Source organism: Formivibrio citricus (assembly GCF_900115065.1).
Classification (GTDB): Bacteria; Pseudomonadota; Gammaproteobacteria; order Burkholderiales; family Chitinibacteraceae; genus Formivibrio; species Formivibrio citricus.
The window spans coordinates 1-26178 of sequence record NZ_FOVE01000026.1 but is presented as its reverse complement, the minus strand read 5'-3'; the positions used below and the strand labels follow the sequence as shown (position 1 = coordinate 26178).

22 protein-coding genes and 2 rRNA genes are annotated in these 26178 nt (G+C 59.7%); 5 read left to right on the top strand and 19 right to left on the bottom strand.

What is annotated here, in order from left to right:
- Window positions 1–347 precede the first annotated feature (347 nt).
- Both BMZ36_RS13500 and BMZ36_RS13495 read left to right on the top strand, forming a co-directional pair.
- Window positions 348–5018, top strand: a complete 4671-nt coding sequence (locus BMZ36_RS13500) for a glutamate synthase-related protein (protein ID WP_091197961.1) — start codon at window positions 348–350, stop codon at window positions 5016–5018.
- A gap of 107 nt (window positions 5019–5125) precedes the next feature.
- Window positions 5126–6610 carry a glutamate synthase subunit beta gene (locus tag BMZ36_RS13495; RefSeq protein ID WP_091197968.1) on the top strand — a complete coding sequence of 495 codons (1485 nt, stop codon included), beginning with the start codon at window positions 5126–5128 and terminating at the stop codon, window positions 6608–6610.
- A 527-nt stretch (window positions 6611–7137) separates the two neighbouring features.
- Here BMZ36_RS13495 and BMZ36_RS13490 read toward each other — a convergent pair.
- From BMZ36_RS13490 to BMZ36_RS13465, 5 genes are all read right to left on the bottom strand, one after another.
- Window positions 7138–7797: a DUF799 domain-containing protein gene (locus BMZ36_RS13490; RefSeq protein WP_091197933.1), complete on the bottom strand. Its 660-nt coding sequence runs from the start codon at window positions 7795–7797 to the stop codon at window positions 7138–7140.
- A 4-nt stretch (window positions 7798–7801) separates the two neighbouring features.
- Window positions 7802–8161, bottom strand: coding sequence for a DUF4810 domain-containing protein (locus BMZ36_RS13485; RefSeq protein ID WP_091197918.1), 360 nt, complete (start codon window positions 8159–8161; stop codon window positions 7802–7804).
- An 11-nt stretch (window positions 8162–8172) separates the two neighbouring features.
- Entirely contained in the window at window positions 8173–8835 is a 663-nt protein-coding gene (locus BMZ36_RS13480) for a CsgG/HfaB family protein (protein WP_245747953.1), read from the bottom strand.
- Window positions 8836–9063: 228 nt separating this feature from the next.
- Window positions 9064–9462 carry a hypothetical protein gene (locus BMZ36_RS13470; RefSeq protein ID WP_143086073.1) on the bottom strand — a complete coding sequence of 133 codons (399 nt, stop codon included), beginning with the start codon at window positions 9460–9462 and terminating at the stop codon, window positions 9064–9066.
- 64 nt (window positions 9463–9526) lie between these two features.
- Window positions 9527–10216, bottom strand: a complete 690-nt coding sequence (locus tag BMZ36_RS13465) for a 5'-methylthioadenosine/adenosylhomocysteine nucleosidase (RefSeq protein WP_143086072.1) — start codon at window positions 10214–10216, stop codon at window positions 9527–9529.
- Window positions 10217–10351: 135 nt separating this feature from the next.
- Between BMZ36_RS13465 and BMZ36_RS13460 the strand changes: the two genes are divergently transcribed.
- From BMZ36_RS13460 to thrH, 3 genes are read left to right on the top strand one after another with little or no spacing between them, the layout of a single operon-like run.
- Window positions 10352–11089, top strand: a complete 738-nt coding sequence (locus BMZ36_RS13460) for a substrate-binding periplasmic protein (RefSeq protein ID WP_091197891.1) — start codon at window positions 10352–10354, stop codon at window positions 11087–11089.
- Window positions 11090–11102: 13 nt separating this feature from the next.
- Window positions 11103–11879 carry a tRNA pseudouridine(65) synthase TruC gene (locus BMZ36_RS13455; RefSeq protein WP_091197888.1) on the top strand — a complete coding sequence of 259 codons (777 nt, stop codon included), beginning with the start codon at window positions 11103–11105 and terminating at the stop codon, window positions 11877–11879.
- 50 nt (window positions 11880–11929) lie between these two features.
- Window positions 11930–12550, top strand: a complete 621-nt coding sequence (gene thrH / locus BMZ36_RS13450) for a bifunctional phosphoserine phosphatase/homoserine phosphotransferase ThrH (protein WP_091197885.1) — start codon at window positions 11930–11932, stop codon at window positions 12548–12550.
- A 593-nt stretch (window positions 12551–13143) separates the two neighbouring features.
- On the opposite strand, the gene ybiA is transcribed toward thrH, so the two are convergent.
- The 14 genes from ybiA to BMZ36_RS13380 form a co-directional block, all read right to left on the bottom strand.
- Window positions 13144–13719, bottom strand: coding sequence for a riboflavin biosynthesis intermediates N-glycosidase (gene ybiA, locus BMZ36_RS13445; RefSeq protein ID WP_091197964.1), 576 nt, complete (start codon window positions 13717–13719; stop codon window positions 13144–13146).
- Window positions 13720–13742: 23 nt separating this feature from the next.
- A complete protein-coding gene (gene hemF, locus BMZ36_RS13440; RefSeq protein ID WP_091197882.1) occupies window positions 13743–14717 on the bottom strand; it encodes an oxygen-dependent coproporphyrinogen-III oxidase in 975 nt (324 codons plus the stop codon).
- A gap of 318 nt (window positions 14718–15035) precedes the next feature.
- Window positions 15036–15416, bottom strand: coding sequence for an aspartate 1-decarboxylase (gene panD / locus BMZ36_RS13435; protein WP_091197879.1), 381 nt, complete (start codon window positions 15414–15416; stop codon window positions 15036–15038).
- A gap of 75 nt (window positions 15417–15491) precedes the next feature.
- Window positions 15492–16046 (bottom strand): hypothetical protein, encoded by a 555-nt coding sequence (locus BMZ36_RS13430; protein ID WP_091197874.1) that lies wholly within the window; start codon window positions 16044–16046, stop codon window positions 15492–15494.
- A gap of 15 nt (window positions 16047–16061) precedes the next feature.
- Window positions 16062–17912: a ribonuclease catalytic domain-containing protein gene (locus BMZ36_RS13425; RefSeq protein WP_091197871.1), complete on the bottom strand. Its 1851-nt coding sequence runs from the start codon at window positions 17910–17912 to the stop codon at window positions 16062–16064.
- Window positions 17913–18111: 199 nt separating this feature from the next.
- A complete protein-coding gene (locus BMZ36_RS13420; RefSeq protein ID WP_143086071.1) occupies window positions 18112–18900 on the bottom strand; it encodes a substrate-binding periplasmic protein in 789 nt (262 codons plus the stop codon).
- Between the two features lie 111 nt (window positions 18901–19011).
- Entirely contained in the window at window positions 19012–20088 is a 1077-nt protein-coding gene (gene prfA / locus BMZ36_RS13415) for a peptide chain release factor 1 (RefSeq protein ID WP_091197865.1), read from the bottom strand.
- 206 nt (window positions 20089–20294) lie between these two features.
- Window positions 20295–21548 carry a glutamyl-tRNA reductase gene (gene hemA / locus BMZ36_RS13410; RefSeq protein WP_091197861.1) on the bottom strand — a complete coding sequence of 418 codons (1254 nt, stop codon included), beginning with the start codon at window positions 21546–21548 and terminating at the stop codon, window positions 20295–20297.
- 438 nt (window positions 21549–21986) lie between these two features.
- The gene (locus BMZ36_RS13405) at window positions 21987–22466 is read right to left on the bottom strand and encodes a YehS family protein (RefSeq protein ID WP_091197858.1); all 480 of its coding nucleotides are present in this window, start codon (window positions 22464–22466) and stop codon (window positions 21987–21989) included.
- Window positions 22467–22641: 175 nt separating this feature from the next.
- Window positions 22642–24408 (bottom strand): ferrous iron transport protein B, encoded by a 1767-nt coding sequence (gene feoB / locus BMZ36_RS13400; RefSeq protein WP_091197854.1) that lies wholly within the window; start codon window positions 24406–24408, stop codon window positions 22642–22644.
- A 13-nt stretch (window positions 24409–24421) separates the two neighbouring features.
- Complete coding sequence (locus BMZ36_RS13395) at window positions 24422–24655, bottom strand: FeoA family protein (protein WP_091197850.1); 234 nt, start codon at window positions 24653–24655, stop codon at window positions 24422–24424.
- Between the two features lie 148 nt (window positions 24656–24803).
- Window positions 24804–25697 (bottom strand): DMT family transporter, encoded by an 894-nt coding sequence (locus BMZ36_RS13390; protein WP_091197847.1) that lies wholly within the window; start codon window positions 25695–25697, stop codon window positions 24804–24806.
- A gap of 154 nt (window positions 25698–25851) precedes the next feature.
- A 5S ribosomal RNA gene (rrf, locus tag BMZ36_RS13385) occupies window positions 25852–25965 on the bottom strand.
- A 92-nt stretch (window positions 25966–26057) separates the two neighbouring features.
- Window positions 26058–26178, bottom strand: a 23S ribosomal RNA gene (locus tag BMZ36_RS13380); the annotation flags it as partial.

The window sequence follows — 26178 nt, the reverse complement described above, 5'->3', positions numbered from 1 at the left end:
GCTTTCTGCGTTGCAAACCGCTTGCAATACCCGTATTGCGGCGCGCTTTGCGCCTTGAAATCCATCTCGAACTACCCCAAACGCAGTTTTGTAACCAACGTCAACAGAACCTAAAACCTGTCGAAGCCCCCTTCGACAGGTCTTTTTTTGCTTCCGCCCGACAAATTCACCCCTCGACCTATCGCGCCCCCGGAAAAGTGTAGGTAGTATTTTCCCTGATACCACAAGAACAACCTTCCGTTCCCGCGAAACCCTGGCCGGTCCGGTTCCGGACAGAAACAGGCCACCGCGCGGATGCATCCGGTTTTTTTCGATAGTGCGCCGTTCCCTGCACGAGGAGTTGAATCATGCAGCACCCCCAAGGGCTCTACGATCCCGCCCACGAACACGATGCCTGCGGCGTCGGTTTTGTCGCCCACATCAAGGGCCAGAAAAGCCATTCCATCATTGAAAACGGCCTGAAGATCCTGGAAAACCTCGATCACCGCGGCGCGGTCGGGGCCGATCCGCTGATGGGCGACGGTGCCGGCATCCTGATCCAGATTCCCGACCAGTTCTTCCGCGAAGAAATGGCCAAACAGGGCGTGAAACTGCCTCCAGCCGGCGAGTACGGCGTGGGCATGATCTTCCTGCCCAAGGAAAACGCCTCGCGCATCGCCTGCGAACAGGAAATCGAGCGCGCGGTACGCGCCGAGGGGCAAGTGCTGCTGGGCTGGCGCGACGTGCCGGTCGACCCCACCATGCCGATGTCGCCCACCGTCAAGGCCAAGGAGCCGGTCATCCGCCAGGTCTTCATCGGCCGCGGGCCGGACATCATGGTGACCGAGGCGCTGGAGCGCAAACTCTACGTGATCCGCAAGGAAGTCAGCCACGCGATCCAGAAGCTGCAGCTCAAGCACGGCAAGGAATACTATGTGCCGTCGATGTCGGCGCGCACCATCATCTACAAGGGACTGCTGCTCGCCAACCAGGTCGGCGTGTATTACAAGGACTTGGCCGACCCGCGCTGCATTTCCGCGCTGGCGCTGGTTCACCAGCGTTTCTCGACCAACACTTTCCCGGAATGGCCGCTCGCCCACCCCTACCGCATGATTGCGCACAATGGCGAAATCAACACGGTGAAGGGCAACTTCAACTGGCTGCGCGCCCGTGAAGGCGTGATGAAATCCGCCGTGCTCGGCGACGATCTGGCCAAGCTTTACCCGATAGTCTACGAAGGCCAGTCCGATACCGCGACCTTCGACAACTGCATCGAACTCCTGACCATGGCCGGCTACCCGCTGGCGCACGCCGCGATGATGATGATCCCGGAAGCATGGGAACAGCACGAGCAGATGGACGCCAACCGCCGCGGCTTCTACGAATACCACGCCGCGATGATGGAACCGTGGGACGGTCCGGCCGCGATTGCGTTCACTGACGGTCGCCAGATCGGCGCCACGCTCGACCGCAACGGCCTGCGCCCCGCGCGCTACATCGTGACCGACGACGATCTGGTCGTCATGGCCTCCGAAGCCGGCGTGCTGCCAATCCCGGAAAACCGCATCGTCAAGAAATGGCGCCTGCAACCGGGCAAGATGTTCCTCATCGACATGGAAGCCGGCCGCATCATCGACGACAAGGAGCTCAAGGATTCGCTCGCCAACGCCAAGCCCTACCGCGAGTGGATCAGCCGCATCCAGATCAAGCTCGACGAAGTCGACGGCCCGGAACCGCAAGCGGAAGAACGCGCCCCGCTGCTCGACCGCCAGCAGGCGTTCGGCTACACGCAGGAAGACGTCAAGTTCCTGCTCGCACCGATGGCAGCCTCCGGCGAGGAAGCCATCGGTTCGATGGGCAACGATTCGCCGCTCGCGGTCCTGTCGAGCAAGAACAAGCCGCTCTACAACTACTTCAGGCAACTCTTCGCCCAAGTGACGAACCCGCCGATCGACCCGATCCGCGAACAGATCGTGATGTCGCTGGTGTCGTTCATCGGCCCGAAGCCGAATCTGCTCGATCTCAACAACATCAACCCGCCGATGCGTCTTGAAGTCAGCCAGCCCGTGCTCGATTTCAAGGACATGGCCAAGCTGCGCCACATCGAGCACTACACCGACAACAAGTTCAAGTCGTACGAGCTCGACATCTGCTATCCGGTGGAATGGGGCAACGAGGGCATCGAAGCGCGCGTCGCCTCGCTGTGCGCGCAGGCTGAAGACGCCGTGAAGTCCGGCTACAACGTGCTGATCGTTTCGGACCGCAAGCTGGATGCGCAGCACGTCGCCATTCCGGCGCTGCTCGCCACCAGCGCAATCCATCTGCACCTGGTCAGCCGCGGCCTGCGCACCAGCACCGGCCTCGTCGTCGAAACCGGCTCGGCGCGCGAGGTACACCACTTCGCCCTGCTCGCCGGCTACGGCGCGGAAGCGGTTCACCCCTATCTCGTCATGGAAACGCTGCGCGACATGGCGCTGGCCACGCCGGACGGTGACGGCGACAAGGCGATCTACAACTTCACCAAGGCCATCGGCAAGGGGCTGCAGAAGGTCATGTCCAAGATGGGCATCTCGACCTACATGTCCTACTGCGGCGCGCAGATTTTCGAGGCCATCGGTCTCAACAAGGCGCTGGTCGACAAGTATTTCCGCGGCACGCCGTCCAAGGTCGAAGGCATCGGCATTTTCGAGGTCGCAGAAGAAGCGATCCGCCTGCACAAGGACGCTTTCGGCAAGAGCCCGGTGCTCGCCGGGATGCTCGATGCCGGCGGCGAATACGCTTTCCGCACCCGCGGCGAGGAGCACATGTGGACGCCGGACGCGATTGCCAAGCTCCAGCATTCCACGCGCGCCGACAGCTTCCAGACCTACAAGGAATACGCGCGGATCATCAACGAGCAGGACGCGCGCCACATGACGCTGCGCGGCCTGTTCGATTTCAAATTCGACCCGGCCAAGGCGATTCCCCTCGACGAAGTCGAGCCGGCCAAGGACATCGTCAAGCGTTTTGCCACCGGCGCGATGTCGCTCGGCTCGATCAGCACGGAAGCGCACACCACGCTCGCCATCGCCATGAACCGCATCGGCGGCAAGTCGAACACCGGCGAAGGCGGCGAGGACGAAAAACGCTACCGCAACGAGATGAACGGCATCCTCATCAAGAAGGGTGAATCGTTCGCCAGCATCCTCGGTCATGACCTGATCGAATCCGATACGGAGCTCGAAGACGGCGATTCGCTGCGCTCGAAGATCAAGCAAGTGGCTTCCGGGCGCTTCGGCGTCACGGCGGAATACCTGACTTCCGCCGACCAGATCCAGATCAAGATGGCTCAGGGCGCCAAGCCCGGTGAAGGCGGCCAGTTGCCCGGCCACAAAGTCTCGGAATACATCGCCAAGCTGCGCTTCTCGGTGCCCGGCGTCGGCCTGATTTCGCCGCCGCCGCACCACGACATCTATTCGATTGAGGACCTGGCGCAGCTCATCCACGACCTGAAGAACGTCAACCCGAAAGCGGCCATTTCCGTGAAGCTGGTCTCCGAAGTCGGCGTGGGCACGGTCGCAGCCGGCGTCGCCAAGTGCAAGGCCGACCATGTGGTCATCGCCGGGCACGACGGCGGCACGGGCGCATCGCCGCTCTCGTCGATCAAGCACGCCGGTTCGCCGTGGGAACTGGGCCTCGCCGAAACGCAGCAGACGCTCGTCATCAACGGTCTGCGCGACCGCATCGCTGTCCAGGTCGATGGCCAGATGAAGACCGGCCGCGACGTGGTGATCGGCGCGCTGCTCGGCGCGGACGAATTCGGTTTCGCGACCGCACCGCTCGTCGTCGAAGGCTGCATCATGATGCGCAAGTGCCACCTCAACACCTGCCCGGTCGGCGTCGCCACGCAAGACCCGGAACTGCGCAAGCGCTTCTCCGGCAAGCCCGAGCACGTGGTGCGCTACTTCTTCTTCGTCGCCGAAGAAGTGCGCGAGATCATGGCCAAGCTGGGCATCCGCAAGTTCGACGACCTCATCGGCCGCGCCGATCTCCTGGACAAGCAGGCCGCAATCCAGCACTGGAAAGCGCAAGGGCTCGATTTCAGCAAGATCTTCTTCATGCCCGACGTACCCGCCGATGTGGCGCGCCGTGTCTGCGCCACGCAAGATCACCAACTGGAAAAGGCCCTCGACCACCAGCTCATCGCCAAGGCCGCGCCCGCGCTGGAGAAAGGCGAGCGCACCTCGTTCATCTCGCCGATCCGCAACGTCAACCGCACGGTGGGCGCAATGCTGTCCGGCGAAGTCGCCAGAAAATACGGCCACGAAGGCTTGCCTGACGACACCATCCACATCCAGTTCACCGGCACCGCCGGCCAGAGCTTCGGTGCCTTCCTCGCGCACGGCATCACGCTCGATCTGGTGGGCGAAGGCAACGATTATGTGGGCAAGGGCCTGTCCGGCGGTCGCGTGATCGTGCGCACCCCGAACGATTTCCGCGGCTTCGGCCCCGAGCACATCATCGTCGGCAACACCGTGCTGTTCGGTGCGATTGCCGGCGAAGCCTACTTCAACGGCGTGGGCGGCGAGCGCTTCGGCGTGCGCAATTCCGGCGCGGCGGCGGTCGTCGAAGGCGTGGGCGACCACGGCTGCGAATACATGACCGGCGGCACCGTGGTCGTGCTCGGCGATACCGGGCGCAACTTCGCTGCGGGCATGTCCGGCGGCGTGGCCTACATCTGGGACCCGAACGGCGCCTTTGCCAAGAAGTGCAACCTGGCGATGGTCGATCTGGAGCCGGTGCTCTCGCAAAACGAACAGGCCGTGCAGATGGACAAGGCCATCTGGCACAGCGTGGAACGCGGCGGCCCGCAGGAGGCGGACGAAGTGATCCTCAAGCGCCTGCTGGAGCAGCACTACAAGCACACCGGCAGCATCCGCACCCGTACCCTCTTGGGCAACTGGGAAGAAACCCGGCGCGCGTTCGTGAAGGTCATGCCGAAGGAATACCGCCGCGCGCTCAAGGAACTGGCCGCCGCCAAGGCAGCCGTGACTGCGTAAGACCTTTTAACCACAGAGACACAGAGGCACAGAGAGCCCCAAATTGAACTGGTTTTTCTCGGTGGCTCTGTGACTCTGTGGTGAACAAGCATTTAAAGGAAATCAAAATGGGAAAGCCCACCGGTTTCATGGAATTTGCGCGGCAGGAAGAAAGCTACGAAGCCCCCGAATCGCGCAAGAAGCACTACAAGGAATTCATCATTCCCCTCACTGACGAGCAGGCCAAAATCCAGGGCGCGCGCTGCATGGATTGCGGCATTCCGTTCTGCAACAACGGCTGCCCGGTCAACAACATCATTCCGGACTGGAACGATCTGGTTTACAAGGGCAAGTGGCAGGAAGCCATCGCTGTACTGCATTCCACCAACAACTTCCCGGAATTCACCGGCCGCATCTGCCCCGCCCCGTGCGAGGCCGCGTGCACGCTCGGCATCAACGCCGCCCCGGTCGGTATCAAGTCGATCGAACACGCCATCATCGACAAGGCGTGGGAAAACGGCTGGGTACTACCGCAACCCGCCGCGCAGAAAACCGGCAAGAAAATCGCCATCGTCGGCTCCGGCCCGGCCGGGCTCGCCGCCGCGCAGCAACTGGCGCGCGCCGGCCATGACGTGACGGTATTCGAGAAACGCGACCGCATCGGCGGCCTGTTGCGCTACGGCATCCCCGACTTCAAACTCGACAAGGCCCTGATCGACCGCCGCGTCAAGCAACTGGAAGCCGAAGGCGTCACCTTCAAGACCAGCGTCTGCATCGGCGAGGCCGACCTGCCCAAGGGCGTCGGCAACGATGCCAAGGAAAAAATCAGCCCGCAGCAACTGCAGAAAGACTTCGATGCCGTGCTGCTCACCGCCGGCTCCGAAGTCCCGCGCGATCTGCCGGTTCCCGGCCGCGAGCTCGAAGGCGTGTACTTCGCCATGGAGTTCCTGCCGCAGCAGAACAAGGTCAACGCCGGCGACAAGATCAAGGACCAGATCAAGGTCACCGGCAAGCACGTGGTCGTCATCGGCGGCGGCGATACCGGCTCCGACTGCGTAGGCACCAGCAACCGCCAGGGCGCCAAGTCGATCCTGCAACTGGAAGTAATGCCCAAGCCGCCGGTCGAAGAAAACAAGCCGCTAACCTGGCCCTACTGGCCCAACAAGCTGCGCACCTCGTCCAGCCACGACGAAGGCTGCGAGCGCCAGTGGTCAATCACCACCAAGGAATTCAAGGGCAAGAACGGCAAGCTGCAATCGATGGTCATCGCCACCGTGGAATGGAGCAAGGATGCCCAAACCGGCCAGATGAAGATGAGCGAAGTACCGGGCACGGAAAAGGAAATCCCCGCCGAAGCCGTCTTCCTCGCCATGGGCTTCACCAACCCGGTCGCGTGCCTGCTGGAATCCTTCGGCGTGGACAAGGACGCCCGCGGCAACGCCAGGGCCACGACCGACGGCGAAGGCTGCTACGCCACCAATGTGCCCAAGGTCTTCGCCGCCGGCGACGTGCGCCGCGGCCAATCGCTTGTTGTCTGGGCGGTTCGCGAAGGACGGCAGGCGGCACGCGAGGTGGATGCGTTTTTGATGGGTGAATCAGTGTTACCACGCTGATCTTGCCCAATTCACCATGCAAAAACGCCGCTACTCCAAGCGGCGTTTTTCATTGCCAGTCTGGCTTTCGGGCGCAATCGAAGCGAAGCGCATTGCGTCGGATGTTTGGATTTTATGCGGCTGCGCCGCACTTGTTTCGGACGGGACTCCGGCCCGCAACCGGGAAGAGGGATTTGTCTCGGCAAATCCCTCTTCACTCCCAAGCCGACCCGCCGTGCCGCCCCTCCGGGGTGCCCTGCGTCGGTCGCGAGCCTTGGGTCTCGCTTCCTCCTCGGCGGCCGGTAACGGGATTGAGCGTGCTAACTGGCGGAATCGTGTCTGTAGCCATGTAGGGCGGGTCGTTTGACCCGCGCAGGCTGTCACTTGCATGGTCACGACGCATTTTTCAAATACCGTCGGTGCGACCTGATGCATTTTGCGGGTTGACTTCGCTAACCCGCACTACGAGTTGGGCGTGGCCCGTGGAAAAATGAAGGCCGCTCAGGAGCGGCCTTGCGTGTGCTGAAAATCGTTTCCGCGTATCCCGACTAATCCTTGCCGTAATTGGGCGAGCGCGGCCCGAGCAACAACCCGTTGGGACGGGCAAACAGCAATCGCTGGCTGGTTACGCCTGCCACGCCGTGGCCGGCATCCGTAACATTGTTGACGATCTGTTTGACCACGGCCGAGATCAAGATGCCGGCAACCCCGCCGCCGGAATTGTTGTTTCCTTCATTATTGGAGGCTGTCGCCGAACCGGACCACAGCAATTTCCCCGTTTTAAGGTCCACCAAGTTGGCTTGGGCGGTTACTCTGGCCTCGCTGTCCACCACCATGTAAGTCACGCCGTATTGCTGGATCGTGATATAGAGCGCCGCATCCGCTCCGAATATCTCCCTCAATTTGGCCGGGGTGACAGCATGCATCTCTGCCGGGAGCATGATGCCGTTTTGCCGGAAAGTTTCGTCGACCAGCGTCACCGGCAACACGTAATATCCGGATTCAGCCAGCGGGTAAGTCACATGCGAAAGCATGCTGTAGGTGGCATTCACATCCGGAGAGTTGTTTACCGGAGGCAGCACCAGAATGGTTTTCGGGCGGCTTTGCTTGAATGCCGTGTAATCGTAGGGTTTTTGCGTGGCGCAGCCGGAAGCCAGAATAACTACCCCGGCACAAAGCGCCAATTTCATCGTTTTAAAAATATTCATGATTTCATCGCTTGAATTTCACAAGAAAAAAATCCATGTACGGCGCGGATTCCGGGAACAAGGTCTTTTCCGTTTCAAGCTGCTGGGCAACTTGATCCATTTTCCCTACTTTTGAATACAGCAAGCCCAGATGCGCATGGTACCCGGGAGGCGGCGTACGTCCCTGGGAACGAATTTTCTGGATGTCGCGCTCAAGCACCGTAATTTGCTCTTCAGGACCGCTCCCTTGGGCCTTGAAATATTCGTAGACCTGCGGCTGGTAGCTTTCCCACTGATAAAGACGCTGCGGGCCGGATGCGCAGCCGGACAACAAAAGGCATCCTGCCACGGATAATGCAAATATCTTTTCTTTGTATTTACTCATGATCTTTCTTCTTATTTATTCGGCTTCCAGGTACCGGAATCAATGGCGGCGGCGAGGTTGTTCACCGATTCGCGAATGGCCAGATCAAGAACTTTTCCGTTCAACGTCGAGTCGTAGCTTGCCGTCCCGCCAAAGCCAATCACTTCGCGGTTCGACAATTCGTACTCGCCGGCCCCCTGAGCGGAGTACACCACTTCCGACGTGGCGATATTCACGATATTGAGATTGACCTTGGCATAGGCGATCTGCGATTTCCCGCGACCAAGAATGCCAAACAGTTGATGATCCCCGACTTCCTTGCGCCCGAACTCCGTCACATCACCGGTAATCACGAAATCGGCTCCTTTCAGGCTTTGGGTTTTGCCCGCAAGCCTGGCTTCCTGACCGATTTCCTTCATGTTGTCGCGATCAAGCACATTGAAGCGGTTCGTTTGCTGCAAATGCGTGATCAGGATGGTCTTGGCCTGCCCGCCCAAGCGATCCACCCCATCGGAAAAAATCCCGCGCATATAGCTTGAGCGGTTATCGAATTTCCCCACGGCAATCAGCGTGCGCGTTCCTGCGTAGGGCTGCTTGTACGTTTCCACCTTCTGCACTGGCAGCACATGCGATGTTTCAGTCGCGCAGCCTGCAAGTGTTGCAGCCACGCCCACCAACACGCCCAAAACAATCATTCCATTTCTTTTCATCGAATCCTCACAAACTCACAAGCAAAACAGCGCGCGATTTTACAACACACCAAAACAAAAAAACGCAAAACGTAAGCAACAGATGCAACAAAAAGCCAACAAAACGCAAGATCGGTAAAAGTAACGCTTCGATCACCAGTGGAAACACAAAAAAATCGCCGCTCCCCGACAACGGGAAAGCGGCGATGTTCAACGGCCTGTACTGATCGTATATCAGCAAGAATAATCGAGAAAAATGCTCACATGCACGGTGGCCCGGTTCATCGAGCTTGGCAAAGGCGTGAATTTGTAATGCCCCGGCTTGAGCTGCATGCCGACCAGATCCTTGATGTAATAGCTGGTTTCCGAGGTGATCGTTTTTCCGTCGCTGCTGTAGATCAGGACGATGCGCTCGGCATTGCCGGGATTACTCACCCGCACGATCTTCGCCCCCTGCTTGGGGACCAGCCACTTCGTGGATTCGGATTTGTAGGAGTTCCCGGTCGGCGTATAGCTGCCCCGGCCTTCAATCTGGCAACCGGCGAACGCAGATGAAACAAACAATGCAGACGATGCCACCAGAAGCATGGCGGCTTTCCGGATCGTACCCGACTGGGCAATCAGTGTTCTCATGGTCAGTTCCTTTTGCACATGGGGATTTCCATCATACCGTTCCCCACCCCCGGGACAAACAAACTCACATCCCCGCCAGCATATAGCGCACAAAATCCAGGCTGTTGTGGCTCGCGCGCGGCAGGAATTCCTCGAAGTTCACGGCAGCGCTGCCGTCGGCCTTGTCGGAGATGGTGCGCGCCACGAGGCACGGCACCTTGTTGATGGCGCAGACCTGCGCCACGCTCGCGCCTTCCATTTCCACGCCGTCGCCTTCGAGTTCGCCGGTCAGGTGGGCATGGCTGTCCATTTCGCGGTGGGTGATGAACTGGTCGCCGGTGCAGATACGCCCGATGTGCAGACTGCCCTGCTGCGGCGTGAAGCCGGAGGCGATTTCCAGCAGGCAAGGATCGGCCGGCAGAAAACGCCAGTCGGTAAACGGAATCTGCCCGCGCGGGTAACCGATACCGGATGTGTCCATGTCATGCTGCACCAGATCGCGCGCCACCAGCGTGTCGCCGATGGCGATATGCGGCCTCAGGCTGCCGGCCAGCCCGGTGAAGAGGATGGCTCGCGGCTTGTAATCGTCGATCAGGTGTTGCGTCATCATCGCGGCCTTGACCTTGCCCACGCCGCTGCGGCTGACCAGCACCTCATGCCCGTCGATCGTTCCGCGGTGATGCTCGAAGCCGTTCCAGTTGCAGGTCTGGCGGTTTTGCATGCAGGACAGGAATTCGCTGATTTCGCTTTCCATAGCGCCCAGAATGACGATCACGGTGTTTCTCCCGGTTGATTTCGATGCGCCATTCTACCAGTCAGGCGCCATCTGGCACCGCAAGGCGCATAGCGCTTGCCGCGCGACAGCTAGACTGCTACCGTCAGAAAAACCACTTCTGCAAAGTGGAGCGATATGACTGCGATCCGCCGTTCCCTTTTCTTGTTTTTGTTGGCGCTGTGGCTACCCAGGCACGCTTGGGCAGAAGCGGAGCTTATTGTCCTCACCGACAACCGCCACCCCCTAGCCTGGATCGAAAAAGGCAAGCCGCGCGGCATCGCCTACGATCTGGTCGTCGCCACCATGAAAGAGCTCGGCCTGACGCCAACCATCGAGTTTGTCTCTTTCATGCGTGGCATGAAGATGGCGCAGCATCACGACAACTACGTCTTCTTTTCCGTGACCCGCACCCCGGATCGCAGCGACAAGTTCAAATGGGCTGGCCCGCTGCTACAGAACGACATCTATGTCTACAAGCTCAAGGGCAACCCCGCCCAAATCCGCTCGCTCGCCGATCTGGAAAAACTCGGCGGCGTCGGCGTTCCCAAGGGTATGAGCCAGGATACCTATCTGACCAACGGGGGGCTGCACAACATCATGCGCTCCGACACGCTGGCCAACACCTTGCGCTCGCTGGTCAACAAGCGCGTCGATGCCATTGCGATGGGGCAAGCCACATTGCCATCTACCGCAAAAGAAATCGGGCTCGAGATGGCACAACTCGAAGAAACCCCGCTGATGCTCTATGAAAACCCGCTGCACATCGCCTTCTCGAAAAACGTCAGCGACGAAACCGTGCAACGCTGGCAAAAAGCGCTCGACAAAGTGAAGCAGGAAAAGTACAAGCAACTCATCAACACCTACCTGCGCTGACCCGCCCGCTTGCATGACTGTTTTCCAGGAAGCCCCGCTTGCCGTCCTTTACCGCGACGAATACCTGATCGCCATCCACAAACCCTCCGGCTTGCTGGTGCACCGCACCGTGCTCGACTGGCGCGAAACCCGCTTCGCGCTGCAGATCTTGCGCAACCAGATCGGTCAACGCGTCTACCCGGTGCACCGGCTGGATCGCGGCACCTCGGGCGTGTTGCTGTTTGCGCTGGATTCCGACACCAGCCGCGCGCTGGCAAAGCAGTTCGAGGCAGGAACGGTCGAGAAACGCTACTGGGCCATCGTGCGCGGCCACCCGCCGGAAAACGGCGAAATCGACCACGCGCTCACGCGCCAGAAAGACGATGTCGATTTCCTCGGCCAGACCGTGATCCAGACCGCGCAGGACGCCCTCACCCGCTACCAGCGTCTGGCCTGCGCCGAAATTCCGGTGCAGGTCGACCGCTACCCGACCAGCCGCTACGCCCTGCTGGAACTGGAGCCCGTGACCGGCCGCCGTCATCAATTGCGCCGCCACCTCAAGCACATCTCGCATCCGATCATCGGCGATGCCACCTACGGCAAGGGGCGGCATAACCGGCTGTTCGCCGAGCGCTTCGACTGTGCACGCCTGCTGCTGACCTGCCGCACGCTGACGATCACCCATCCCGTCAGCGGCACCCCGCTGCAATTCTGCGCCCCGATGGACGCCGATTTCGCGCGCGTCATGGCTGGCTTGGGATGGCAGGAGCTGATCGCCGTAAACGATGAATTGCCACCGGCACATGAGTGAAATTACGGTAAAATCGCGGCGTTTATTCTTTTCTATCTAGGACTTGCAGCATGCAGATCGTCTGTCTCGACATGGAAGGCGTACTGGTTCCGGAAATCTGGATCGCCTTTGCCGAACGCACCGGCATCCCGGAGTTGCGCCGTACCACCCGCGATGAACCGGATTACGACAAGCTCATGAAGTATCGCCTGAACATCCTGCGCGAACACAAGCTGGGCCTGCCGGATATCCAGAAGGTCATCGCCGGCATGGGGCCGATGGAAGGCTGCGTGGAATTCCTCGACTCGCTGCGCCGTGAATACCAGGTCGTGATCCTCTCGGACACGTTCTACGAATTCGCCAAGCCGCTGATGGAACAGATGAACCAGCCCACGCTGTTCTGCCACCGCCTGGAAGCCGATGCCGACGGCATGCTGGTGAACTACCACCTGCGCATGCCCGACCAGAAGCGCCACGCCGTCGAAGCCTTCAAGTCGCTCAACTTCAAGGTCATCGCCGCCGGCGACAGCTATAACGACACCGCCATGCTGGGCGCCGCCCACGCCGGCATCCTGATGCACCCGCCGGAAAACGTCGTGCGCGAATTCCCGCAATACCCGGTCGTGCGCGACTACGCCAGCCTGCGCGCCGAGATCGACAAGGCCGCAGCGCGGATCAAGGATTGGAACTGATCCATCTGCAAAGTCTGTAAAACAAACAAGGGCACCCGCGGGTGCCTAATGTCGTTCACTTAAGGATTTTCGTGCGCCTGCGGCGCAGGGTTTAGGGCCGGTTCCGCCCGGCAGACGGGAAAGGGATTTGTCTCGCCAAATCCCCTTCCCCCCTAGGCGAGCCTGCTCCGGCGCCCCTGCGGGGTTCCCTGCGATGCTCGCAAGGCGCGGCGGCTGCGCAACTCGGCCTGCGGCCTCAAACAGTGCTCGCCGAATTCCCGCGCCTTGCTGTGCTTCTCGGCGCCTTCCAGGGCGGGGCGTGCTGCATGCAGCGCTGTTCAATAAAAATGCCGCTCACTTGGCTTAAGTGAACGGCATTACTCCCACGGGAGCCCTTGTTTTTTACCACGCCACAGCCATTGCAGCCGGTTTCCCATCCCCTTGGCCAGCGCCGAGGAAGCAGAGCGAGACCCAGGCTCGCGACCGACCGAGGGCAGCCCGGAGGGCCGCAAGGCGGGGTCGGCTTGGGGGTGTTGGGGGCTTTGCCGAGACTGACAAAACACCCAACCTGCCCGCCGTGCGGAAACGGCACCCAAACACCTGCGCCGCAGGCGCTAAACAACTGCCTTTTGTTGCTCTACAGATAACAGGCTCCGCACTTCCATCAACGCAAACCCCAGCAAATTCAACCCCGGCCACAACTTCGGATTGGCCGCGAACGGATGCTCCTCCACCACGCCAATCCCCCAGATCGCATCGGACGGGCTCGCTTCCACCAGCACTTTCTCTCCGGTCGAAAGCAGCCATTCCAGCAAAGCCGGGTTCTGCCGGAACTTGGCGAGATTGCCGCGCACCACCACTTCGAAGCGGTGCGAATCCCAGACCTCGTCGCGGTAGGCGGCAATTTCGCGGCCGAAGCGTTTGACCTCCGCAGGAAAGCGCGAGCGCAGCACCTTGGCCAGTGCCGCCTCATCGCCGAACAGGCGCGCCTTCTCCGCCATCATGTAGTGCTCGGCAGTGCGGTAATGCACACCATCCAGCTCGAAACCGGCGGCATACCACTGGCTGAGGCAGGTTTCGCAGATGCTGCCATCCGCATTGGGATGGTTACCCCAGAAGAACAGATATTCCGGCTGCCGGCCTTGCTGCAGGTATTCCCGCAGACTGGCCATGTCTCGAATACGATCCATGGAGTGCGCTCTCACCGATTCGGTCATATCCAGTCTCGCACAGGCAGGAAATCCGTCAACAGCCGCTCCTCCGGCGAGCCCGTCGGCGGTTGCCAGTCATAGCGCCAGTGCGCCACCGGCGGCATCGACATCAGGATCGATTCGGTGCGCCCGCCCGATTGCAGGCCGAAGAGCGTCCCCCGGTCCCAGACCAGGTTGAATTCGACATAGCGCCCGCGCCGGTAGGCCTGCCAGTTGCGCTCGCGCTCACCGTACTCCAGCTCGCGCCGGCGCTCGACGATTGGCCGGTATGCGGGCAGGAAGGCGTTGCCGACGGCTTGTGTCATGGCAAAGGCCGCGTCGAAACCGCCTTCCGAGAAATCGTCGAAGAAGATGCCGCCCACGCCGCGCGCTTCGTTGCGGTGCTTGAGATGGAAATACCTGTCGCACCAGCCTTTGAAGCGCGGATAGAGATCGGCCCCGAACGGCGCCAGCGCATCCCGGCTGGTGCGGTGGAAGTAAACGGCATCTTCTGCAAAACCGTAATACGGGGTCAGGTCCATACCGCCGCCGAACCAATAGACATCCCCGTTCTCCAGCGTATTCACCCTCTCTCCTTGCTCTCTCCCTGAGGGAGAGAGGGACGCTTGCCCCTGCGTTTCACGCAGGGGAGTCTGCCGGCTGGCGCGGAAAAACCGCACGTTCATGTGCACCGTCGGCACATACGGGTTACGCGGATGCAGCACCAGCGATACCCCCATCGCCTCGAAGCCGCACCCGGCCAACTCCGGGCGGGTTGCAGTCGCCGACGGCGGCAAGGCAGCGCCGGTGACGTGCGAAAAGTTCACCCCGCCGCGCTCGAACAGTGGGCCATCCTCGATCACGCGGGAGATCCCCCCGCCGCCTTCGGGCCGTGCCCAGCGGTCGGTACGGAAGCTGGTTCCGTCGAGGTTTTCCAGCGTGGCGACAATGTTCTGCTGGAGCGTGAGCAGGTAATCCTTCACTGCAACCGGGTTCATGCATCCTCCGGAATAAATTGAAATTTCCCATTAGCCACCCATCCGTTCGCCCTGCGTAGAATTTTCACCCGCAGGCCGAAAGGCATTGGCAAGAAACGAGGCGTGCGAGCACCTTGCTTCCCCCTTTGCAAAAGGGGGATTGAGGGGGATTTCAACAGTGCTGGTTATGGCAGTGCCGGGAAATCCCCCCTGCCCCCCTTTGTCAAAGGGGGAAACTACAGTTCGCCACGACCAGCTTGCCGAATTGCGTCAAATGGAAAATCTCCGATAAAAAAACGCCCATGCACTGGCATGGGCGTTTGTCTTGAAATCAGTCGATCAAGCCTTCTGCACGGGAATCGCATTCTTGCTGTGCGTGATCCTGTTGTTGCTGTCCACGTACACCAGCGAGGGCTTGTGGTTGTCGAGCTCGGATTCGTCGAGCTGGACGAAGGTGGCAATGATCAGCAGATCGCCCACCTGCGCACGGCGCGCTGCCGAGCCGTTGAGCGAAATCACGCCAGAACCGCGCTCGCCCTTGATGGCGTAGGTGGAGAAGCGCTCGCCGTTGTTGATGTTCCAGATATGGACTTCTTCGTATTCGCGGATATTGGCCGCATCGAGCAGGTCTTCATCGATGGCGCAGGAGCCCTCGTAGTGCAACTCGGCATGAGTGGCGGTTACACGGTGGATCTTGGATTTGAGCATCGAGCGCTGCATGGCGGTTCCTCGTTGGTCCGTCAAAAACAAAAAAGAAGGCGCGATTATAAAGGCATGTTGGCGACATGCCCAATGTCAATTGTCAGCACCGGGCCGGTAGACCAGGCAACCGTCGAGCAGAAGCTCTCCCTGCCCTGCCTGGGCATTCTGCGCCACACGGTCGAACGTGAACAGGCGGCCGTTGACCCGCACCCAGGCCGGAATCGGCTTGCCCTGATAACGGCCAACCGCATCTTCTGCACGCTCAAGCTGGGAAGGCGGTATTTCACTGGCGGCCTCCGGCTCGGGGAGCATGTCCGACACGGCTGCGCTGCTCGAGGCAAACTGTTCATCATCCTGCAACTGAATTGCCCGCAAATACGGATTGAACAGCCAGTAAGGCACTACCACGCGTTGCACGCGCTTGTCTTCGTCGATCAGGCAGGTCACGGAAAACTGCTTGCCGCAGGCCGGGCAGTTCGCCTTGGCGGCAATCGCGATCATGCCCTTCACCAGCCGCGCCACGCCCACCATGTGCTGGGCATTGAGCATCTGCCCGCAGTGTACGCAGGGCTTGGAAAACTGGCGCACCTGGTCTCCGTTGGCAAAACGGACCGGCAGGTATTCACTCAGACGACGGTTGGGCAGCATGATGGGTTTCCGTTCTCACAGGGTGGCGATTCGGCAATCGACGTTGAGTTCAAGATAGTCCATGCCGAGGCGCTGCAATTTTACCGTAGAGCCTCCCGGCAGTTCCGGTAATCCTCCCACCCGCAGGACCAGCGGCATGCCGTCGATGCGCACCAGGTTTTCCTTGAGGACGGTGGCACTCATCTCCTGGATGTTTTCCTGCTCCAGATAACGCAGGCACCAGTAGCGCTCCATCTTGTCCTGGAAATCGGCATACGCCGCATACGCCGCGTCGAAAGAGCCGATGATCGAGAACAATTCGGCATCGTTGCGCTGGAAACGCGGTTTCTGGCCGGCCAGCATGGCAACCAGTTGTTGCTGGTTGATGAAGTCGACCGCGCGGCGCAGCGGCGACGACGACCAGGCATAGCATTCCACGCCCAGGCCGATATGCGGGCTGGGTTGCGTGGTCATGCGCACACGCCCGCCGCCTTGGGCGCGATAGATGCAGGCCACGCTGGCCGAGGCGAGATCCTTGCCCCACTGACTATTGACCAGAATCATCAGCTCGGCCACCAGCTTGTCCATCGGCGAACCGCGCTTGCGGGTAAAAATTTCCACGCGCTCTTCGTCGCCATCGCGGTGGATGCGGAAACCGTAATCGACCTTGTTCGCACCATTGGCCTCGGCTTTGCCGCGCCGCGCCTCAAGCGCATTGGCAAAGTGCCACAGCCAGGTCAGCTCATCCTTCCACGGATAGTCCGGCGCATCGGCCTTGCCGGCGGTTTCCTCATTGAAATACGGCTCGATCTGGTCATGGCGCAGGTTGGCTGCCAGCCGCACGCGCTCGACCTTCGATTCGCGGGAAAGGATATCGAAGCCCTGCGACACTTCCAGGTACATCGACACCGCGGGTTGCGCCTCGCCAGCCTTCAGCGTGTACACCTCGACCACCTCATCCGGCAGCATGGTAATCTTGTCGCCGGGCATGTACACGGTGGACAGGCGCTCCAGAATGATCTTGTCCAACTCGCTGCCGGGTGCAATACCCAGCGTCGGCGCAGCAATGTGGATACCGACACGCCAGTTGCCGTTGGGCAGGCGCACCAGGCTGAACGCATCGTCGATCTCGGTCGTCTGGGCATCGTCAATGCTGAATGCCTGCACGTCGGCCAGCGGCAGTTCGTCTGGCGCAGCCACCGCCTCAACAGGCGCAAAACCGCGCCCCTTGGGGAAATATTCGGTCAGGAAACCCTGCATGAAATAGGCCGCCACGTCGGGAATCGCCCCGGCGCGCTCCAGAAGGCGCAATGGCGACATCTGCTCGGCATCGCTCGCCGCAGCCAGCGCCTTCCACTCGATGCTGTTCTTGTCCGGGCGATGCAGCAGCATGTTGAGCTTGGCCGAAAACGCCGCCGGCAGCTTGTTGGCCCGCAACTCATCCTGCCAGGCCGCCATCTGCTCGGCCTCGATGCGCTTGCGCTCCTGCCCTGCGAGCGCCGCCTTGAGGTTTTCTTCGGGCGCTGCCTTGTAGCGGCCCTTGCCCTTGCGGTAGAAGTACATCGGCGCCGCATGCAGGCGAATCGCCACGGCAGCCTGCTGCGCCGGCGTTGCGCCCGCGCCAAAGTATTCGGCGGCAATGTCCTGAAAGCCGAACTCGTCCGGCCCGCAACATTCCCACAGAAAATCCAGATCAATCTCGGCGGCAGCCGCCTCGGCGGCATGCAGGAAATCTTCCAGCCCGACGCGGTCGAATTTCAGCAGCACACTGGCGGACTTGATCTTGCCGCGCTTGCCGCGCGCATCCTCCACCATCAGGCTGGCCTGCTGCTCCTCGCGCACCGAAGCCACCTTGAAACTGCCGTCTTCCTCGTAAAAAACATTCATCGCCAACACGCCGGAGCAAAAGGGAAGCGATTATACCAAAGCCCGCCCCCCAAGCCGCGACGGATTCGCGGTTGGCAAAGACTCGCGCAGTCGCCACGAAGAAAGTCCAATGGTAGGGCGGCCTCGCCGCGCAGCGGCAGCCCGCCGGATCAACCGCCGAAGGCAAAACATCCGGAACACCAAACAGAGGAGCAAAAACTCATTGGCCAATCGAGGTCAATCTAGCTTCGTATTTCCGGACAATTGCCCGGTACTCCGGGCTTTGCTTGAATCGCTCCAGCGCTTCCTGCAATCGTCTTGCTTCGATTTCAGGTGTTTTGCGTGAAGTTACAATCCAGAGAGGGACGTCCATTATCTGGGTCCGACGTAAATCTTTGATACGAAGATGCAAATTATCCGCATACCGCTCTTTCAGCATTGCCTGCACAGCAGGATAGAGCACCATTCCCTGAAGCAGTACCACGTCAACACGATCATAGAACAGCTTCAGCAAATTCCTGTGCTCGTCCGGCGTTGAATCCACTGCTACGCCCATGCTCTTCAGAATGGATTCCGATGCTGTACCGATCTTTACCGCGACTCGCGGCTTCTTGGTCTTGATCTCGTCAAAGCTTGAAAATACAGCCTTCTCCCGAATCGTAATACCGTATATTTTGTCGGTATACATCATCGATAGCCACCGCCATTGATCCTCGCGAGCGGGGGTCTTTGCCAGCAAAACCAGGATTGCGCCAGGCTGATGCATGGCTTCAACCTGAGCCCTTGCCCACGGCATCGAAGGGGCCACTTTGACTTGAAGCCCCGCCTGCCTGAACGCTGCCGCAGCAATCTCCATCATCAGTCCTGTTGACTCATCCAGAGAAGGACCGACCTTGATCATGTATTCACCGAGAGGTGATGCATAAACAGTGAATTCGGACGCACGGACTTGGGGCACACCCGACATAAGCAAGCTAGCCCAAAACATCACCTGCATTACTTTGTTCACCGTTTTCTCCTTCGCATTCCAACTATCGGCCGGAGCACTGTTGAGAGTATAGAAAGATCCATCAAGCAACGCTCGTGGCGAGTGCTTGACAAGTACAAGACCACTTCTAAATTAATCCCCCAACTGCGCCAGCAACTCGGCCTGGCGTTCGTTGATCAGCGACTGGGTCAGCTCCTCCAGATCGCCGTCCATGATCGCGTCGAGTTTGTAGAGCGTGAGGTTGATGCGGTGGTCGGTCATGCGCCCCTGCGGGAAGTTGTAGGTGCGAATGCGCTCGCTGCGGTCGCCGGAGCCGATCAGGCTCTTGCGCTCGGCGGCTTCCTTGCTTTGCTGTTCGCGCTGCTGGGCGTCCATGATGCGCGAGGCCAGTACGGCCATTGCCTGCGCTTTGTTCTTGTGCTGGCTGCGCCCGTCCTGACATTCGACCACGATACCGGTCGGGATATGGACGATCCGCACAGCAGAGTCGGTCTTGTTGATGTGCTGGCCGCCCGCGCCGCTGGCACGGAAGGTGTCGATGCGGATATCGGCCGGGTTGATGTTCACCTCGGCCAGCTCGTCGGCTTCCGGCATCACCGCCACGGTGCAGGCGGAGGTATGGATGCGCCCCTGCGTTTCGGTGACCGGCACGCGCTGCACGCGGTGGCCTCCGGATTCGTATTTCAGGCGGGAATATGCGCCATAGCCCACGATGCGGGCGATGATTTCCTTGTAGCCGCCAAGGTCCGATTCGCTGGCGGAAACCACTTCCACCTGCCAGCGCTGACGTTCGGCGTAGCGCGAGTACATGCGAAAGAGATCGGCGGCAAACAGCGCCGATTCGTCGCCACCCGTGCCGGCACGGATTTCCAGGAAGATGTTGCGCTCGTCGTTCGGGTCTTTGGGCAACAGGGCCTTTTGCAGTTCGACTTCCAGTTCTTCAATGCGCGCCTTGCCGGTCCTGATCTCGTCCTCGGCCAATTCCTTCATGTCGGGATCGGCCAGCATTTCCTGCGCACCAATGAGGTCGGCTTCGGTCTTGCGGAATTCGTGGTACAGCGCGACGACCGGCTCCAGCTCTGCATGTTCGCGCGTGAGCTTGCGGTAGGCGTCCATATCGCGCGTGGCATCCTCGCTGGCAAGCAGCGCACCCACTTCTTCGAGCCGGTCGGCGAGTTGGGCCAGTTTGGAAACAATCGAGGGTTTCATTATTTTCTTTCCAGCAAAGCCTGTTGATTCGGCGTGATTTTGTTTGAACTCGTCACCCCGGCGCAGGCCGGGGTCCAGTGGTTTTAACCAGCTTCGTTGCTGGATACCGGCCTGCGCCGGTATGACTGCAAAATTCAAACTTCACATGGCCAGGTCAATAAATACAGTGGCAAGCGTACCAACGCAGCCGCCCAACGTGCGGGCTTTCAATCTTGATCGTGAAGGCGATACAAGCGCCTGATCAGTTTCACCAATTCTTCCTGTTCGTCTTCCTGCGCGGCATTCAGGGCCGCAAACGGCGCGTGCAGGAACTTGTTGGCCAACTGCACGGCCAACTCTTCCAGCACCCGTTCGGCGGGGTCGCCGGCAGTCAGTTTCTTGCGTGCGCGCGCTGTTTCATGGCGCGCAATCCGGTCCGCCTGGTCCTTGAGACTGCGGATCGTCGGGGCCAGAGCGCGCGAGGCCAGCCAGTGGCTGAAATCGTCCACGCGCTCGGCAATGATCGCCTCGGCCACTTCAACTTCGGCCTGGCGCGCCTCCACGCCCTGACGTACCACTTCGGCCAGATCGTCGACCGTATGCAGGTGGACCTCGGGTAACTCGGCCACTTCGGCTTCGATGTCGCGCGGCACGGCCAAGTCGAGCATGAACACCGGGCGGCGGTCGCGGGCGCGCAAGGCACGCTCGACGAGGCCCTTGCCGATGATCGGCAGCGTGGACGCAGTGGAAGTCACCACCACGTCGAATTCGGCCAGCCGGGTATTGAGATCGGAGAGCAGGATCGCTTCCGCGCCAAACTCGCGCGCCAGCGCATCGCCGCGCCCGTGGGTGCGGTTGGCAATCGCCATGCCGCGCGGTTGGCTGGCATGAAAATGCCGCGCGCACAGTTCGATCATCTCTCCGGCGCCGACAAACAGTACACGGGCTTGCGAGAGATCGGGGAAAGTCCGTCCGGCCAAGCGCACCGCGGCCGCCGCCATCGAGACCGACGCCGAGCCGATGCGCGTTTCAGTGCGCACTTCCTTGGCCACGGCAAACGCGCGCTGGAACAAGCCGTTGAGCAACAGGCCCAGCGTTCCGGCTTCGCGCGCCACGCGTTCGGCTTCCTTGACCTGCCCCAGTATCTGCGCTTCACCCAGAACCATGGAATCCAGACCTGCCGCCACGCGGAACACATGCCGCACGGCATCGTCGCCTTCGTGGCAGTACAGACTGTCCGCCAAGTCGCGTCCGGCGCGCGAACGCGCGGCCTCAAGCCACTGGCGAACCAACTCCGGATCGCGCGTATTGCAGTAAAGCTCGGTCCGGTTGCAGGTCGAAACGATGGCGGCCTCGTACACACCGCGCAGCGCGGTCAGGTCAAGCAGCGCCTCGGGCAACTCGGCCGGCGTGAAGGCCAAGAGCTCCCGCAACGCCAGCGGTGCAGTGCGGTGATTGAGACCCAGAACAACAAGCTTCATGGACGGCCACGGGGATGTAAACCGGGCATTTTAACTTGAAACCACGCCGGGAACGGCTCACACAGGCAATCGCCGGAAAAAATCACGGCAGATCAAGCTGTCGCCAAAGGAAAAAGCACTTGCAAACCTGATTTCTGCGGCTAGCCTTAATTAAAATAGTTAACAACACAAGAAGTTATGACAACAGAAACCAACGCCGATACGAAGAATCGGGCACTTCGGTTATCGGAAACATCAGGGAAACACCGCCCATATTGCTGTCTATTTTTGACCGCTCTCTTCTGCCTGAGCGGCTGTAATGGAACCGGAGAACAGCAGCGCGTCAAACGAATGGAGCATCCACAACAGAAATTTCAGAAAGCCAGGCTGCTGAAACAAACCCTGCAAGAGTCTGCATCGGCTGACGAACAGAACCATTCAGCCGAGCAGTAGGTTCGTTCACGCCCCGTCCGCAGCACGCAAGCGCAAGGCCAGCCCTTTCAGAAAGTTGCGCAGGAACTGCTCCTTGCAGGGGCGGTAGTTTTTATGATCGGGTTTGCGAAAAAGCGCACTAAGCTCCGGCTTGCTCAGACGGAAATTCGCCAGTTCGAGCATCGCGAGGATATCGTCCTCTTTCAGCTCCAGCGCGATACGGATTTTCTTCAGCACGAGGTTGTAATTGAATTCGGAAACAGGCTCCGGCGCCTGTCCGGGTTTGGGTTCCATTTTGCCGCGCTTCTGGACAATCAGGCCGTCGAGGAACGCCGTGAGGACCGCATTGCTGCACGGCAGGTAGCCCTCCTCGTCCTCCTTTTTCATCATGCCGATGATGTCGGCCTTGTCGACCTGCTGCTCGGCAAGCGCAATCATTTTGGCGACAGCAACATCGCTGATATCCAGGGCATAGCGCAGGCTGCGCAAAATATCGTTATTGGTCATGACAAGAATCCATATTGAATCGAAAGGCGCTTAAAACCTGTTCACGATCTGTCGGGAGAAGCCGTCAGCAGGGTGAAGAGCAGCACAAAAACCGGAGTGTACAAGGAGTACATGAGGATTTTGAGCAGCGCATGAGCCCCGATCCCGGCTTCGCAGCAAGAGCGTGAACAGGTTCTTAAAACCCCAGCCAGCGCGCGCCCTGATAGAACACAAAAGCCACGACCCAAGCCAGCAACAGCGACCATACCACCGAAAAAACCGTAAAGCCCAGGCTCTTGGATTCTTTCCTCAGAGCCGCAATCGTCGAAACGCAAGGCACATAGATCAGGGTAAAGAGCATGAAGCTGTAGGCGGAAACCGCATCGAGCGTCATGGCAAGGTGGTTCGCCAGCTCCTTGCCCTCGTGACCGACGATCACCGCCAGCGCCCCCAACACCACTTCCTTCGCCACCAGCCCGAAAATCAGCGCAATCGAAAGATCGGACTGCACGCCGATTGGCGAGAGCACCGGCTGGAAGAAATTCGCGACCACGCCAGCGTAACTCGCCTGCTCGCTCGGATAATGCGTCAACAGCCAGACCAGCGCAACGCCGGTTACGATCATGGTCGAAGCCAGTTTGAGGAATTCGCGCGTCTCGCCCCAGCCGCGATTCCAGACATGCCCGATAACAGGCAGGCGGTAAGGCGGCAGTTCCAGGGCGAAAGGCTCGTTGGAAACAAAATGTTTGCGGAACACCAGCGCGGTTCCCATGGCCACCGCGATACTGACGAAGTACAGCGACAACAATACCCAAGGCGCACGCGCCGGGCTGAACAGGGCTCCGGCCAGGAACAGGAATATCTGCAAGCGCGCGGAACAGAGCGAGAACGGAATCGCCAGCATGGTCAGTAAACGCGCCTTGTAATCGCGGATGATGCGGGTGCCCAGCAGCGCGGGAACATTGCAGCCAAACCCCATCATCAGCATGACAAAACCGCGACCGTCGAGCCCCAGCCGGGCCATGACGCCATCCATCATGAACGCCGCACGCGCGAAATAGCCCGAATCCTCAATGACCGCCATCAACGAGAAAAACAGGAAGATGATCGGCGTGAACGTCAGCACCGTGCTGGCGCCATCGAAAATGCCCTCGACCACAAATCCGGCCAGGAACGGCGGCCAGCCTTGCGCCAAAGGCGTCAGCCACTCGCTCTTGATCATGCCGGTCAGCGCTTTCATGACATCCTGTAGCGGCGCGCTCAGGGTGTACGTCAACTGGAACAGGCAATACATCGTCAGCACGAAAACCGGCAATCCCAGCCAGGGATGCAACACCCAGCGGTCGATCTTGGCCGTTATCCCTTCCGGCAGCGAGGACGGACGGCGCACGTACTGGCCGAAAAGCTGCGCCTCTTCCGCATGCCAGTCCGTGCTCGACGTCACGCGCGAAAAATCGGCGCAGTGCGGCTCCGCCGTCTGCAGATGCTGAGCAAGCAGATGCTTCAACTCCGGTACACCTTCGCCCCGTTTGGCCGAAATGGCCAATACCGGGCATCCCAGCCTTGCCGCCAATCCCTCACGGTCAATCCTGATGCCGGCACGGCGTGCCTCGTCGGACATGTTGAGCGCCACGATCAGGGGCACGCCCAGCGCGGCAAGCTGCAAGGCAAGACCCAACTGACGATCGAGTTGGGTGGCATTCAATACCAGCAATACGGCATCCAAGCTGGTTTCGGCCAGGAACGCATGAGCAAGACGCTCGTCCTCGGCTCCGCCTTCCAGATCGTAGATGCCGGGCAGGTCCGCCACATGCACGAGATGAGCGCCAAGGGGAATCCGCCCGGTGGTGATTTCAACGGTCAGGCCGGGCCAGTTGGCAATCCGGGCAGTTCCGCCGGTCAGGCGGTTGAACAAGGTGGATTTCCCGGTATTGGGCATCCCCACCAGGGCAATTCTTTTCATTTTTGTACAACTCTCAACTGCTCAGGGGTTCGACATCGATCAATTTGGCCGCTTCGCGGCGCATCATGAACTCGGTTGCGCCTACTCGAACCAGCAAAGGGCCAGATAGCCAGCCGCGGCGAATGACTTCAACCTCCCGATCCGGGCGCAACCCCAAAGCGATCAGGCGTTGGGCCAATTCAGGCTCGACGCGCAAATGACAAACCCGCGCCAGTTGGCGCAACGGCAATTCAGCAAGGGTGGGCATAGAATTCAGGAAACATGAGAACCATTCTCAGTTGCATGATCCATGAAAAAATAGCTTGCGTCAATGGTATTGATAGATATTCTTGATAGCGGTCAGCAAAAAAGCCACGCTTCAAGCGTGGCTTCGAAAAAAGAGCGGGCAGGTAACATCAGGCTGTTGCAGGCTTCAACCAGCGGCTTTCGTTGACGTAAACCCCCGCCAGAATCAAAAACCCACCGGCGATCATCAGCGGCGTAATTTGTTCATCCAGAACCAGCACGGCCGCCACCATGGTAAACAGCGGCATAAGATAGATGTAGTTGGAAGTCCGCACCGCACCGATCAACTCGATCGCCTTGTTCCACATGGCATATCCCAACACAGATGCAAATGTGGCCAAATAGACCAGATTGGCCCACGGTTCGAATTCGAATTCGGGCATGCGGCTCAGGTTTCCGCCGGCAAGCAGACAGACCGGAAACGATGCCATCCAGCCCCAGAAAAAAGTCTTGCGCACCATGGCCAAGCGGCTGTAACCAGCGGGGGACTTGCGAATCAGGATGTTGTAGGCAGTAAAGAACAGCGCCGATCCCAAAGCCAGGATATCGCCCAAAGGATTGAGCTGCAGCACTTGACCGTTGTAGATGATCAACGCAATACCTGCCATCGCCACCACGAACCCCAGCAGCAAGTTGAGCCGGAATTTTTCGTCGTGCGTCGTGTAGTGCGCCAGCATCGCCGTCATGATGGGAATGGCGGAAACAATCATCCCCACATTGGCTGACAGCGTATATTTCAGTGCGGCATTCTCGGTCCAGAAATAAAAAGTCACCCCCGTCACGCCCAGGCCGAAAAACAGCACCTCGTCCCGCCAACCAGCCCAGCCGATACGCTCGCGACAAAACAGCAGAAGCAGGCCATAGGCCAGGGCAAAGCGGTAAACGATGATTTCTTCCGGCGTGAAGTGGCGCAGCAACACCTTGGTGGAAACAAGCGTCGTTCCCCAGATCAGGATGGCGGAAAAGGCCAGAATGTGGCCATACAGGGATTTGTTCTGAAACATGATGAGCGGTCCGGGACAGGCATTGCGCCAACAAGGATTTTACGCCGAAGTCAGAACCTGGACAGTCCAAACGGCTATTTTGGTAAAAATCCGGTATTGAACCAATGAAAAACAAAAACCCCAGCCTTTTTGGGCTGGGGTTTTCTGAGGGGAAGTCTGGCGATGACCTACTTTCACACGGGAGCTCCGCACTATCATCGGCGCTGAGGCGTTTCACTGTCCTGTTCGGAATGGGAAGGAGTGGGACCGCCTCGCTAAGGTCGCCAGACATAACTGGTTGTGGGCTGTTCTTTGAACAGCACACTGAATCTGGAAGAAGTAACACTAGGTTTGATTGTTCGCTTACGCGTTTCAGATTATAGGATCAAGCCGCACGGGCAATTAGTATCGGTTAGCTTAACGCATTACTGCGCTTCCACACCCGACCTATCAACGTCCTGGTCTCGAACGACCCTTCAGGGGACTTGAAGTCCCAGGGAAA